The sequence below is a fragment of the Pseudomonas sp. BF-R-26 genome, assembly GCF_019947395.1.
GTDB lineage: Bacteria > Pseudomonadota > Gammaproteobacteria > Pseudomonadales > Pseudomonadaceae > Aquipseudomonas > Aquipseudomonas farris.
Map to the genome: position 1 here is coordinate 94,889 of NZ_JAGYGK010000010.1, position 13,001 is coordinate 107,889.

The 13,001-nt window shown below is 59.8% G+C and carries 11 protein-coding genes; 4 read left to right on the plus strand and 7 right to left on the minus strand.

Going from position 1 to position 13,001, the window contains the following annotated elements; translation table 11 throughout:
• Positions 1 to 92: 92 nt before the first annotated feature.
• The 5 genes from KGB18_RS16615 to KGB18_RS16635 form a co-directional block, all read right to left on the minus strand.
• On the minus strand, positions 93 to 1,436 hold the full coding sequence (locus tag KGB18_RS16615) for an imelysin family protein (protein WP_123719334.1): 1,344 nt from the start codon (positions 1,434 to 1,436) through the stop codon (positions 93 to 95).
• A gap of 237 nt (positions 1,437 to 1,673) precedes the next feature.
• Entirely contained in the window at positions 1,674 to 3,722 is a 2,049-nt protein-coding gene (locus KGB18_RS16620) for a putative bifunctional diguanylate cyclase/phosphodiesterase (protein ID WP_223570245.1), read from the minus strand.
• Positions 3,723 to 4,125: 403 nt separating this feature from the next.
• Positions 4,126 to 4,722: a superoxide dismutase gene (locus KGB18_RS16625; protein WP_007898423.1), complete on the minus strand. Its 597-nt coding sequence runs from the start codon at positions 4,720 to 4,722 to the stop codon at positions 4,126 to 4,128.
• Between the two features lie 176 nt (positions 4,723 to 4,898).
• Complete coding sequence (locus KGB18_RS16630) at positions 4,899 to 5,501, minus strand: LysE/ArgO family amino acid transporter (RefSeq protein ID WP_123719332.1); 603 nt, start codon at positions 5,499 to 5,501, stop codon at positions 4,899 to 4,901.
• A gap of 5 nt (positions 5,502 to 5,506) precedes the next feature.
• Complete coding sequence (locus tag KGB18_RS16635; RefSeq protein ID WP_123358009.1) at positions 5,507 to 5,908, minus strand: ACT domain-containing protein; 402 nt, start codon at positions 5,906 to 5,908, stop codon at positions 5,507 to 5,509.
• Between the two features lie 96 nt (positions 5,909 to 6,004).
• On the opposite strand from KGB18_RS16635, the gene KGB18_RS16640 reads away from it, so the two are divergent.
• The 4 genes from KGB18_RS16640 to KGB18_RS16655 all read left to right on the plus strand — a co-directional run bounded on the left by KGB18_RS16640 (position 6,005) and on the right by KGB18_RS16655 (position 10,148).
• Positions 6,005 to 6,898, plus strand: coding sequence for a LysR family transcriptional regulator ArgP (locus KGB18_RS16640; RefSeq protein WP_048395587.1), 894 nt, complete (start codon positions 6,005 to 6,007; stop codon positions 6,896 to 6,898).
• A gap of 82 nt (positions 6,899 to 6,980) precedes the next feature.
• Positions 6,981 to 7,973 (plus strand): NAD-dependent epimerase/dehydratase family protein, encoded by a 993-nt coding sequence (locus KGB18_RS16645; RefSeq protein WP_223570246.1) that lies wholly within the window; start codon positions 6,981 to 6,983, stop codon positions 7,971 to 7,973.
• A 117-nt stretch (positions 7,974 to 8,090) separates the two neighbouring features.
• Entirely contained in the window at positions 8,091 to 8,954 is an 864-nt protein-coding gene (locus KGB18_RS16650) for an ATPase (RefSeq protein WP_223570247.1), read from the plus strand.
• 345 nt (positions 8,955 to 9,299) lie between these two features.
• Positions 9,300 to 10,148 (plus strand): cache domain-containing protein, encoded by an 849-nt coding sequence (locus KGB18_RS16655; RefSeq protein ID WP_223570248.1) that lies wholly within the window; start codon positions 9,300 to 9,302, stop codon positions 10,146 to 10,148.
• Positions 10,149 to 10,202: 54 nt separating this feature from the next.
• Here the strand turns inward: KGB18_RS16655 and KGB18_RS16660 are convergent, their stop codons facing one another.
• Together KGB18_RS16660 and pobA are read right to left on the minus strand one after the other, a co-directional pair.
• Positions 10,203 to 11,720: an MDR family MFS transporter gene (locus KGB18_RS16660; RefSeq protein WP_223570249.1), complete on the minus strand. Its 1,518-nt coding sequence runs from the start codon at positions 11,718 to 11,720 to the stop codon at positions 10,203 to 10,205.
• Positions 11,721 to 11,798: 78 nt separating this feature from the next.
• Complete coding sequence (gene pobA / locus KGB18_RS16665; protein ID WP_411736822.1) at positions 11,799 to 12,983, minus strand: 4-hydroxybenzoate 3-monooxygenase; 1,185 nt, start codon at positions 12,981 to 12,983, stop codon at positions 11,799 to 11,801.
• Between the last annotated feature and the right edge of the window lie 18 nt (positions 12,984 to 13,001).

A 13,001-nucleotide genomic window follows, 5' to 3' on the forward strand; every position in this document is an offset into this window, starting at 1 on the left:
CTGATCGTTCCCACGCAGAGCGTGGGAACGATCAGCGCGGGGGCATGAAAAAGGCGACCCGAAGATCGCCTTTTTCACTCGGCCAGCGTTGATCAGAACTCGTGATCAGCGTTGTCCGGGTTCAGGTCGCTGATGCCCAGTTTGCCGGCGGCCGCTTCGATCGAACCGGTCTGCTTGACCAGCGAGGCGATGGCGTCGCGCACGATCTGGTTGCCAGCAGTGTTGCCCGCAGCGATCAGTTGGTCGTAGTGCTCACCCTTGTTGGCGTGATCGACCATGACCTGAAGCTTGGCTTCGGTGGCGGCCAGGTCGGCTTTCAGCGCGGTATCGGCTGCCGGGTCGGCTTTGGCGACCAGCGACGACAGGCTGGCGCCAGTCATTTTGCTGCCATCGACGCGGGTGTATTCGCCCAGGTACACGTTACGCACGCCTTTGGCGTCGTAGAAGTGCGAGTTGTGGGTGTTGTCGCTGAAGCAATCCTGTTCGTCTTCCGGGGAGTTGGCTTCCAGGGAAACCTTCATGCGCTCGCCCGCCAGTTCGCCCAAGGACAGGCTGCCCATGCCGAACAGCATTTTGCGCAGACCGGTTTCAGCCGGTTCCGCTTCCAGGGTGGCGCGGTAGTTGTCGGCCACGTTCGGCTTCCAGTTACCGACCATTTCCTGCAGGTCGTTGACCAGCAGTTGGGTCACGGATTTCAGGTAAGCGCGACGACGATCGTTGTGACCGCCGGTAGCGCCTTTGCCTTCCAGGTAGTCGGAAGCTGGACGGTTGCCGGCGCCAGGGCCGGTGCCGTTCAGGTCCTGGCCCCAGAGCAGGAATTCGATGGCGTGGTAGCCGGTGGCGACGTTGGCCTCGGAACCGCCCAGCTCGTTCAGGCTGGCGAGTTTTTCCGGGGTGATGTCTTTCACGTCGACCTTGTCTTCGCCGACCTGAACTTTAGTGTTGGCGATGATGTTGGCGGTGGCGCCCGGGTTACCCAGTGCGTGTTCGTAGGATTTGTCGACGTAGTCGATCAGGCCTTCGTCCAGTGGCCAGGCGTTAACCTGACCTTCCCAGTCGTCGATGATGGTGTTGCCGAAGCGGAACACTTCGCTCTGCAGGTAAGGCACGCGGGCCGCGACCCAGGCAGCCTTGGCGGCTTTCAGGGTGTCGGCGTTCGGCTTGGCGAGGAATGCGTCGACGGCGGTTTGCAGGGTTTTCGCAGTGGATTCGGCATCGCTGTAAACGGCGAAGACGATGTCGGCGTAGTGCGCGACCACAGCCTTGGCGGCGGCTTCATCGACTTTACCGGTAGCAGCAGGTGCAGCCGGGGCAGCGGTGCTGGCGGCCGGGGTCGGCGCTTGTGGAGCGGCAGCCTTGTCTTTGCCTTCGCCGCAACCGGCGAGGGAAATAGCGATGGCCAGCAGACTGGCGGTGGCCAGAGGCATACGAATCATGGCGAACATCCTGCTTCGGTGATTAATGGACGCGCGTGGAGGGCGCGCAAAACTGCGACATAATGCAAATCTTTCGCATTATGTGTAAAGGGTTGTGCTTGTAAATATTTCTTATTCGCGCGGAAGTTGTGTCATAGATCAAGAGATCGCAGCCTCGTTTCACTCGACAGCTCCTACACAAGCACGCGGTTCATGTAGGAGCTGTCGAGTGAAACGAGGCTGCGATCTTTTGATCTTCTACAAAATAGCTGCGTTACTGCGTTGGGCTTGCTTGAGGTAGGCGCTCAATTCCCGTGCCGGCAGCGGTTTGCTGTAGTGATAGCCCTGACCTTCGTGGCAGCCTTCGGAGATGATGTAGGCCTCTTGCTCGGCGGTTTCCACGCCTTCGGCAATCACCTGCATGCCCAGGCTCTTGCCCAGCTGGATGATGGCGCGAACGATGGTCGCATCGTCGTCATCATCAAGCAGGTCCTGAACGAAGCTCTTGTCGATCTTGATCTTGTCCAGCGGCAGGCTTTTCAGATAACTCAGTGATGAATAACCGGTGCCGAAGTCGTCGATGGCGATCAGCGCGCCGGAGCGACGCAGGCTCAGCAGATGCTGGGCGGCGGTGCTGATGTCTTCCATCAGGCCGGTTTCGGTGACTTCCAGCTCCAGGCTGCGCGGTGGCAGGCGGTACATTTGCAGCAGGTTGTTGACCACCCGCGGCAACTCGGCGTGGTGCAATTGCACGGTGGACAGGTTCACCGCCATGCGCAGGTCGAAACCCTGATCGTGCCATTCGCGCAATTGTTTGCAGGCCTGATCCAGCACCCATTCGCCGATGGCGATGATGGTGCCGTTCTGTTCGGCCAGCGGGATAAACAGGTCCGGCGGCACCAGCCCGTGTTCGGGATGCTGCCAGCGAATCAACGCCTCGACGCCCACCACGCGATGATCGCGGTAGCTGATCTGCGGTTGATAAACGAGGTAGAACTGGTCGCGGATCAAGGCATCGCGCAAGTCTTTTTCCAACTCGCGGCGCCGCCGCATTTCCGTGTCGACGCTGGCGATATAGAACTGATAACGGTTGCGCGAGCGAGTCTTGGCCAGGGTCATGGTCTGCTCGGCTTTTTGCAGCAACTTCTCGGTGCTGTCACCGTCCTCGGGGAACAGGGTGATACCGATGGTGGCGCGCAGGCGGATTTCCTGATGATCGAGGGCGAACGCCGCTTCCAGATCATCGAGAATGCTTTGGGCCAGTTCGGCCGCTTCATAGGGGTGTTCGATGTCGGCCTGGACCAGTGCGAACTGGTCGCCACCCAAACGGGCGAGGGCGCCGAGTCGACCGCTGTGAGCCCGCAGACGATCGGCCAGGGCCAGCAGCAATTGGTCGCCGGTCTGATAGCTGAACTGTTCGTTGATGCCTTTGAAATCATCGAGCCCGACACACAGCACCGCTACCCGGCGCTGCAATTTGCCGGCGTCGACGAGGATTTTGTCCAGTTGTTGCTGCAATTGCTGGCGGTTCGGCAAACCGGTGAGAAAGTCGTACTGGGCCATGCGCAGCAGGCTGTTTTCCGCTTCGTGGCGCAGGTGAGTGTTGCGCTCGATGGATTCGAGCAACTGGTTGGCGGTGTTGATCCAGACCCCCAACTCGTTTCTCTCATGACCCTTGAGCTGCGGAATCTTGTGGGCACTGGGCCGGTCCGGGTTGATTTCGGTCAGGTGCTCGATAATCCGCGACAGCGGTTTGGTCAGCAGCCAGTGATAGACCAGATACAGCACCAGAGCCATGGCCAGGGCGCGCAATACGCCAGAGATGAAGATGATCACCGAGCTGACAATGAAGCCCTTGCCGTAGGTGGCCGTGTCGAGGGTAATGCTCAGGTCGCCGTAGTACTCGCTGTAGGGCCCGCGGCCCACCAGTTGGGTGGTGAAGGTGCGTTCGTTGCCGAGGATCAGGTCAGTCAGCCAGCGGCTGTTGGAGTGCTGCAGTTCACGGGTTTTTTGCGCAAGCATGGCTTCATTAGGATGGCCGATGGAGGCCATGCGCACGGCGTCGTCCTGAAACAGGCCTTCGATCACCTGCATACCCATTTCCCGGTCCAGGCTGTAGACGGCCTGGGTCGAGGGGTCACGGAACATATCGAGGATGCGCTGAGCATCGTTGGCCACGGCCTGGCGTGTTTTATAGGCATCGAAAACGATCTGCGCGCAGCTCAAGACCACGCCGACGATCAATGCCGACAGGAGCACGACCCGGAGCAACTTCACCGACAAGCTGTTCTTGAGTTCCAGCTTCAAAGGGTTATTCCTTGTTCCGTGCGGGTAGCGTCAAGTTGCCATGAGTATTGGCAATCCCGTGATCTCAGTCAAAGGGACAATCCAACCCAGGGGATTTTGCCGGTAGCTTGGCCGATATGCTGTTGTTTGGAGTATTTGCCCTATTAGCACTGTGTCGGTTGTTGAGGCCCTCAACTTGAGGGGAACGGGACAATTTTTCCTCGTAGTTGATGTTAGACCGCTGTGATGTGAGGGCAAGAGGGCGAATGCCACTCGCGTTGTGGGAATGTTCCGGGATGGGAGCCCCCAATCCAACTATGAAATGGTATGGATCGCGTTATCGTTCTTCGCTGTAGGAATGTACCCATTTCCCCTGCCCATAAAAAAACCCGGCCAAAGCCGGGTTTCTTGACTGGCGCGAAGCTTAAGCGGTGAAGGTTTTGCCTTCGAACTGCTCAGCTACGAATTTCCAGTTGACCAGGTTCCAGAACGCTTCGACGTACTTCGGACGAAGGTTGCGGTAGTCGATGTAGTAAGCGTGTTCCCAGACGTCGCAGGTCAGCAGCGGGGTGTCGCCGCTGGTCAGCGGGTTGCCGGCGCCGATGGTGCTGGCCAGGGCCAGGGAACCGTCAGCCTTTTTCACCAGCCAGCCCCAACCGGAACCGAAGGTGCCGATGGAGGTTTTGCTGAACTCTTCCTTGAACTTGTCGAACGAACCGAAAGCTGCGTTGATGGCATCAGCCAGCGCGCCGGTTGGTTGACCGCCGGCGTTTGGCGCCAGGCAGTTCCAGTAGAAAGTGTGGTTCCAGACCTGAGCGGCGTTGTTGAAGATACCGCCCGAGGAAGTCTTGACGATTTCTTCCAGGGTCTTGCCTTCGAACTCGGTGCCTGGCACCAGGTTGTTCAGGTTCACGACATAGGTGTTGTGGTGCTTGTCGTGGTGGTACTGCAGAGTTTCCTCTGAAATGTGCGGCTGCAGGGCATCGTGTGCGTAAGGCAGCGGCGGCAATTCGAAAGCCATGATGATTCTCCTAATCAGGTCAGTTGCGGTGAGCGCAAGGCCGATCACGGGCGGCCAGACATGCGCCGGGGAGTTTGTACTCTTTGCGGCGCAGGGATCGGATCATAGCACCGGGGGTGCGGCATAACCACGCAACAACTGTGTGGAATAGAGGTTCCAGAGCCTTTTGGAATAAATCATGAAGCGATGATTAACTGGAGCGCTACCGTGAACATCATGACGGCGACCAGCAGGTCGAGGATTCGCCAGGTGCTTGGCCGTGCCAGCCATGGTGCGAGCCATGCCGCGCCAAGGGCTAAAGTGAAAAACCACAACAATGACGCACTGGCCGCGCCGACCACATAAGCCCCGGGTTCTGTTTGTTGTGCGCCGAGAGAACCGATCAGCAACACGGTGTCCAGATACACATGCGGGTTGAGCAGCGTCACCGCCAACGCACTGAGCAGCACCGCCCGCAGTGAACGTACCGTCTGATTTTCACCCTGTTGCAGGCTTTGTTTCGAGCAGGCCCGACGCAACGCCAGGCTGCCGTACCACAGCAAAAACGCCGCGCCACCCCAACGGGCGATGGCCAGCAGGGTCGGATTTTGCGCCAGCACCGTCGCCAGGCCGAACACTCCGGCGGCCACCAGCAACGCATCGCAGGTCACGCAAAGCGCCGCCACCGGCAGGTGATGTTCGCGCCGAAGGCTCTGCGCCAACACAAACGCATTCTGGGTGCCGATCGCCATGATCAACCCCGCGGCCACCAACAGGCCGTTCACATAGCTTTGCCACATATGTATTACTCCGCGTTGGACGCCAGATCCCGCAGTACCTGCAGGGCGCGTTCGGCATCGGCCTGGCCGACGAACAAATGGTCGTGGTAATACCCGGCGATCACGTTGCAACTGATGCCGGCCTTGCCCAGTGCCGTGGCGAACGCGGCGGTCAGGCCGACGGCTTCGAGGGCCGAATGCACGTTCAAGGTGATCCAGGCGGCGACGTAGTCGAAGCTGAAACCGGCCTTTTCAGCGTGGGAACGTTCCAGAATCACCGTCAGGCCTTCCCGTTCACGAAAGCTGCCGACAATCTCAAGGCCGGCGGGCAACTTGCCGTCGCGTAACGTGCAAAACACGTATTCGCCGTCGTTGAGTTGCGGGCTCATGCTACGCAGCAGGGTTGCCAATGACGTTTCGCCAGCCATGTCGGTGATCCTTGTTCAAGAGTTCTTGCTGGCCATTCTCCGGCTGAACGCTGTATAAGAAAAACCAATAGTCCTGATCGCCCATTAGGAAAACTGATGTTCGACTACAAATTACTTTCCGCGCTCGCCGCCGTAATCGAACAGGCCGGATTCGAGCGCGCCGCGCAGGTGTTGGGTTTGTCCCAATCGGCCATCTCCCAACGGATCAAACTGCTGGAGGCACGGGTCGGCCAACCGGTGCTGGTGCGGGTCACACCCCCGGCGCCGACGGAGATTGGCCGGCGATTGCTTAACCATGTGCAGCAGGTGCGATTGCTTGAACGCGATCTACAAACGTTGGTCCCGGCGCTGGACGAAGAAGGCCTGCCGGAACGCCTGCGTATCGCGCTGAATGCCGACAGCCTTGCCACTTGGTGGGCCGAGGCGGTGGGGGATTTTTGCGCGGAACAACATCTGTTGCTCGACTTGGTGGTAGAAGACCAGACCGTCGGCCTCAAACGCATGCGCGCAGGCGAAGTGGCGGGGTGTGTCTGCGCCAGTGAACGGCCGGTGGCCGGTGCGCGCAGCGTTCTGTTGGGGGCGATGCGCTACCGTGCGATGGCGAGCCCGGCGTTCATTGCCCGGCATTTTCCCGATGGTGTGCGCGCCGATCAGTTAGCCAAAACCCCGGCCCTGGTGTTTGGCCCGGATGATTTCCTACAGCATCGCTACCTCGCATCCCTCGGTGTGGATGGCGGTTTCGAACATCATTTATGCCCATCCTCCGAAGGCTTTCTTCGTCTCACCGAAGCAGGGCTTGGCTGGGGCCTGGTGCCTGAATTGCAGGTGCGCGAGCAACTGGAACGCGGCCAATTGCAGGAGCTTTTGCCAGATAAGCCGATCGATGTGCCGCTGTACTGGCATCATTGGCGCAATGGCGGTCAGCTGTTGGGGTTACTCACCGATCAATTGGTGCGCTCGTCGAAGCAATGGCTGGTGCCGTTGGACTGACGGGCAGCGTCAAGACCTCACGCCCTACGCCCTACGCAATATGCAAAGCGCAAAACGCAAAACGAAATATTCGGAGCAATTCATGAAGATTCTGGTCACCGGCGCAAGCGGCTTCATTGGCGGACGCTTTGCGCGTTTCGCCCTGGAGCAGGGCCTGGACGTGCGGGTCAACGGTCGCCGGGCCGAAAGCGTCGAGCATCTGGTGCGCCGTGGCGCCGAGTTCATTCAGGGCGACTTGAGCGACCCGCAACTGGCGCGCGACCTGTGTTCAGACGTTGAAGCCGTGGTGCATTGCGCCGGCGCTGTCGGTTTGTGGGGGCGGTATCAGGACTTTCATCAAGGCAACGTCGAAGTCACCGAGAACGTGGTCGAAGCCTGTCTGAAACAGCGGGTTCGGCGTCTGGTGCACTTGTCGTCGCCTTCGATTTACTTCGATGGCCGCGATCATCTGGGGTTGACCGAAGAGCAGGTGCCCAAGCGCTTCAAACATCCCTACGCCGCGACCAAATACCTGGCCGAGCAAAAAGTCTTCGGTGCGCAGGAATTCGGTCTAGAAGCCCTGGCCCTGCGCCCGCGTTTCGTGACGGGCGCCGGCGACATGAGCATTTTCCCCAGACTGCTGAAGATGCAGCGCAAAGGGCGCTTGGCGATTATCGGCAATGGCCTGAACAAGGTCGATTTCACCAGCGTGCAAAACCTCAATGAAGCGTTGCTCAGCAGCTTGCTGGCCAGCGGTTCGGCCCTGGGCAAGGCCTACAACATCAGCAACGGAGCGCCGGTTCCGTTGTGGGATGTGGTCAATTACGTGATGCGCCAAATGGATGTCCCACAGGTTACCCGCTACCGTTCCTACGGTCTGGCCTACAGCCTTGCCGCGCTCAACGAGGGTGTGTGCAAGCTGTGGCCAGGTCGTCCCGAGCCGACACTGTCGCGGCTGGGCATGCAGGTCATGAACAAAAACTTCACCCTGGACATCAGTCGCGCACGGCATTATCTGGACTACGATCCGAAAGTGAGCCTCTGGACCGCCCTCGATGAATTCTGCGGCTGGTGGAAGGCTCAGGACATTCGCTGACACACAAGGGGGACCCCTTACTGAACCGAGTTCGGGGTTCAGGGTCAACCGGTGCGGCAGCGGGGGTTATACTTCGCCGCATCAAGCCATCACCGCGTTCCACAAAGGTTGACCCTAATGCCCATGCGTAACGATGCCAACGACGACTTCGACGATGTCCCGAGCCTGCGCGCCGACAGCCTCGATGACGATGATTTTCCGACTACCGCTCGCACTGCCGTGCATTCGCGCACCACACCGGTGGTCAAGGTCAAAGGCCCGAGCACTGGCCCTCTGTGGGCATTGGTCGGCGCGTTGTTCTTTGCCTTCGCCGGCCTTGCCTGGTGGAGTTTTCAGCAGATCTCGCTGATGGAACAGCAACTGGTGGCGACCCAGGAAAGTTTTGCGCGCATCAGTGAAGAAGCGGCGGGGCGCTTGCAGGACATTTCCGGCAAGGTCGTGGCCAGCCAGTCCAACGTCAGCACTGGCAGTGAAGCGTTGAAGCTGCAAATCAAACAGCTCGAAAGCAAACTCCAGGACCAGAGCAAGCAGCTGGAAAGCAAGCTTCAGGATCAGAGCAAACAGCAGTTGGGCGTACTCGGCCAGACCTCCGATCTGGACAAGCGCCTGGCGCAAATGACCGCGCAAGCCACCGAACAACAAACCGCCAATGCTCAGTTGCAGGCCCAGGTCAAAGCCTTGAGCGGCGAACTGGCCGCGTTGAAGAACGCGCCGGACGATAAGTTCGACGCCCAACTCAAAAGCCTGGGCGCTGACATCGTCGCGTTGAAGAAACAAGGCAATCCAAGCGCCGCCATCGAGCGCCTGGAGCAAGACATGATCGTGCTCAAAAGCCAACAGGACAATCGCCCGGCCGCCGCAGCAGGTGGCACCAACACCGCCGAGTTCGACGCCTTCCGCGGGCAGGTCACCCGCAACATCAACACCCTGCAGGCGCAGATTCAGAATCTGCAACAGCAGCTGCGCGCCCGGCCTCAATAGCCCGATGCAGTGACGGGGCCTGTGTGGAGTGGGGCCTGTGGAGTGGGACTTTTGTGGCTAGGGGCTGGCTGTGGCCAGGTTTTTTGTGGCGAGGGGGCTTGCCCCCGTTGGAGTGCGAAGCGCTCCCCTACATTCTTCCAGCTGCACCGCATGCTCAGGTTTTACGACTGCTGCGCAGCCGAACGGGGGCAAGCCCCCTCGCCACAAAAAAACCTCACCACAGGCAAGCTCCCTGGCCACACAAAGTCTCTTTAAAACAAACCCTCCCCACCGTTTCCTGAATATTCATACATAGCCCCAAGCCGTCTACGCTCTTGAAACACCAATAAGAACGGGGAATGCGCAATGGGGGTTCTTCACAAGCTAGCCTGGCTGGGCGGGTTGCTTTTGCTGTGCCTGGGGCCAGTTCACGCCGCCACAACGGAAAAGGATGACAGCCAGGCCGCCAAAGCCTTGCTGGAAAAAGCCCTGGCCTATTACCACGAGCAGGGTGACAAGGCTTTCGCGGCGTTCAGCCGTCAGGGCGAGTTTGTCGACAAGGATCGCTATGTCTTCGTGGTCGACACCAAGGGCGTGATGCTCGCCAGCGGTGGGCCATCTTCGGCGTTGATCGGTCGTGATGTGTCCGAGGTGCTCGGGCCGGAGGTGCAAAAAGCCTTCAAGGACGCCTTGAAAGTGCCGGAGGGCAACGGCATTCAGCAAGCCGAATACCGCTGGCAGAACTGGGCCGACGGTAAGGTTGAACGCAAGCATGTGTTTTATCAGCGCATCGGCCAGCGGATTCTGGCGGTCGGTTACTACCTGCCACGGGCCTCGCCGCAACAGGCGCAAGCGTTGCTCGATAAAGCAGCGGTCGATCTGGCCAAAAACGAAAAGGGCACGCTCATAGCGATCAACTCCCTCAAGGGCGGTTACTTGCAGGATGACCTGTACGTGTTTGTCGTCGACCTGGATACCCAGCGTTATGTCGCCCACGGCACCAATTTGCGACTGATCAATACCGACTTCGGCAAGATCAAGGACCCGGAAGGCAAACCGGTGGGCGAGCCGATCCTGGCGCTGATGGCAAAGCAGGACTACGGCGAATACGAGTACCGCTGGAAAAACCCGGTGACTGGCAAAGTGGAAGACAAGCATGCCTACCTGAAAAAGGTCGGGCATTTTCTGGTGGCGGTGGGGTATTACAGCCCTTGAAGGGTAGACATTGATCGTTCCCACGCAGAGCGCGGGAACGATCGGTCGGAGGGGTTAGCGAACCGTGTCCTCCCGCCCCCGCAACACCCTGTTCGGCATGGCAATCGCCGCCGCCAGCCCCAGCAGCGACACCGCCGCGCTGACCATCAGCAAATGCCGGAAGGTCAGCAGCAGCTCAGCGCGCAGGGCGTTTTGTGCATCCCCCGGTGCGGCGTTCAAACCATCGAGCAAGACATTCCCCGAATGGCCCTCGGTAATCAGCGACGAGCCGGCCAGGTGAGCGAAACTCGAATCCTGCAGCAACGCCAGCAGCAGCGCCGACATTAACGCCACACCCACTGCGCCACCCAGGGAACGGAATAGATTGGTGGTGCTGGTGGCGACGCCGATGTCCCGTTGTTCCACCGAGTTTTGCGTGCCCACCAACGATGTCGGGAACTGCATACCGCTGGCGATGCCGCTGAGCAACATGAACAGGCTGCTCAGCACAAACGCCTGAGGCGCACTGAACGCCATGCCGAGAATCGAGAACGGCATCAGCAGGGCGCCAGTCAGGATCATCGGTTTATAACGACCGCTCACCGAGGTCTGGCGTCCGGCGAAATACGCGCCTATCGGCAAGCCCATGGCCAGCGGCAACAGATGCAGCGCGGCGCTGTCGGCCCCGGCGCCGGTGACGCTCTGGAAGCGCAGCGGCATCAGCACGATCAAGGAAATCGCCTGGAAACTGGTGAAGAAAATCGTACACCAGCAAAGAATCGCACTGCGGTTGGTGAACAAGTGCATCGGCAGCAACGGTTCCCGCGCCCGCCGTTCATGCCAGACGAACACGGCCAGCACCACCACCGCACAACCGAGCAAACCCGACACTTCGGTGCTGCGCCACGAATGGCCCTGGCCGACCTGAGTGATGCCCAGCAACAACGCCGTCAGGCCGATGATCATCAGCAAGGTGCCGAAGTAGTCGATGATCGGCTTGCGCTGTGGCACCGGCAGTCCCACCAGCGTGCGGTGGGCTACCAGCCAGGCACCCAGGCCCAATGGAAGATTGATCAGGAACACCCAGCGCCAAGACAGGTATTCGGTCATGTAGCCACCGAGAACCGGGCCGGCCACGCTGGCCACCGCGTACATGCTGCTGAAGTAACCCTGATAGCGACCGCGCTCGCGGGGCGGAACGATGTCGCCGATGATCGCCTGGCTCACCGAAATCATCCCGCCGGCGCCGATACCCTGAAGGATCCGCGCCAGCACCAGTTGTTCCATGCTTTGTGCCATGCCGCAGAACAACGACGCCAGGGTGAACAGCCCCATGCCGAACAGCATCAACTTGCGGCGGCCATACAGATCGCCGAGTTTGCCGTAGATCGGCACCGCCACGGTCATCGCCACCATGTACCCGGAAATCACCCAGGCCAGCAGGCTGACATCCTTGAACTGCGCGGAAATGGCCGGCATCGACACGGCGACGATGGTCTGGTCCAGCGCGCCCAGAAAGATCGCCAGCATCAGGGCGATCAGCACGCTGCGAATGGCCGGTTTGGGCGTTTCAGGCTGGTTGAGATTGGTCACGGGTAAAACCTGCGGGCAGTGATGGACCCGCAGCAGGCAAGGCGAGCGGGATGCTCGCCAGTGTAAGTCGATAGGAGGCTATTCGATAGCCTCATATGGAAGCCCGACGTAATTTTCGGCAATGGTTTTTCGACCCGCCTCGGAGTCCACGAAATAGGCCAGCTCCGATTCGCTGATGCGCTGGCTGAACGCGTCGTGCTCGTCGAAGCGATGCAACATCGAGGTCATCCACCAGGAAAACCGCTCGGCTTTCCACACCCGCCGCAAGCAGACTTCGGAATACTTCTCCAGCAAATCCACACGGCCTTCGCGGTAAACCTTCAGCAGAATATTGAACAACGTACTGACGTCGCTGGCCGCCAGGTTCAACCCCTTGGCGCCGGTGGGCGGAACGATGTGCGCGGCGTCGCCGACCAGGAACATCCGCCCGTACTGCATCGGTTCGACCACGAAACTGCGCAGTGGCGCGATGCTTTTTTCAATCGACGGACCGGTCACCAGAGAGGCGGCGAGGGCGGTCGGCAGACGGGATTTGAGCTCATCCCAGAAGCGCTGATCGGACCAGTCTTCGACTTTGTCCTGGGCCGGAACCTGAAGGTAGTAACGGGTACGTGTCGGCGAACGCATGCTGCACAGCGCAAAACCCCGTTCATGCCGCGCGTAGACCAACTCCTCGTGCACCGGTGGCGTGTCGGCGAGAATCCCCAGCCAGCCGAACGGATAAACCCGCTCGAACACTTTCAGGCAATCCGTAGGAATCGACTGCCGCGCCACGCCATGGAAACCATCGCAGCCGGCGATGTAGTCACAATCGAGTCGATACGTTTCGCCGTCCTTGTCGAAGGTGACAAAGGGTTCGGCGGTTTTCATGCCGTGGGGGACGACATTGCTGGCTTCGTAGATCGTCTGCGCACCGGCGTCCCGACGAGCGGCCATCAGATCGCGGGTGACCTCGGTCTGACCATAGATCGTTACGGTTTTGCCGCCTGTCAGCGCCTGCAAGTCGATGTGTACCCGGCGCCCGTCGAGGGCCAGTTCGAAGCCTGCATGGACCAGCCCTTCGGCGTCCATGCGCTGACCCACCCCAGCCTGACGCAACAGCTCTACCATGCCTTGTTCGAGGACACCGGCGCGGATGCGTCCGAGCACGTAGTCCGGGGTCTGGCGTTCGAGGATCAGGGTGTCGATGCCGGCGTTATGCAGCAATTGGCCGAGTAGCAAGCCAGAGGGGCCGGCACCGATGATCGCGACTTGGGTTTTCAGTGTTTTCATTGTTTTTAT

What these genes read in the sequence shown, in the direction of transcription:
- KGB18_RS16655 (WP_223570248.1), top strand. Translation starts at nt 9,300, where the DNA reads ATGGGGGTTCTTCACAAGCTAGCCTGGCTGGGCGGGTTGCTTTTGCTG.
- KGB18_RS16650 (WP_223570247.1), top strand. Translation starts at nt 8,091, where the DNA reads ATGCCCATGCGTAACGATGCCAACGACGACTTCGACGATGTCCCGAGC.
- KGB18_RS16630 (WP_123719332.1), bottom strand. Translation starts at nt 5,501, where the DNA reads ATGTGGCAAAGCTATGTGAACGGCCTGTTGGTGGCCGCGGGGTTGATC.
- KGB18_RS16625 (WP_007898423.1), bottom strand. Translation starts at nt 4,722, where the DNA reads ATGGCTTTCGAATTGCCGCCGCTGCCTTACGCACACGATGCCCTGCAG.
- KGB18_RS16615 (WP_123719334.1), bottom strand. Translation starts at nt 1,436, where the DNA reads ATGATTCGTATGCCTCTGGCCACCGCCAGTCTGCTGGCCATCGCTATT.
- KGB18_RS16640 (WP_048395587.1), top strand. Translation starts at nt 6,005, where the DNA reads ATGTTCGACTACAAATTACTTTCCGCGCTCGCCGCCGTAATCGAACAG.
- KGB18_RS16635 (WP_123358009.1), bottom strand. Translation starts at nt 5,908, where the DNA reads ATGGCTGGCGAAACGTCATTGGCAACCCTGCTGCGTAGCATGAGCCCG.
- KGB18_RS16645 (WP_223570246.1), top strand. Translation starts at nt 6,981, where the DNA reads ATGAAGATTCTGGTCACCGGCGCAAGCGGCTTCATTGGCGGACGCTTT.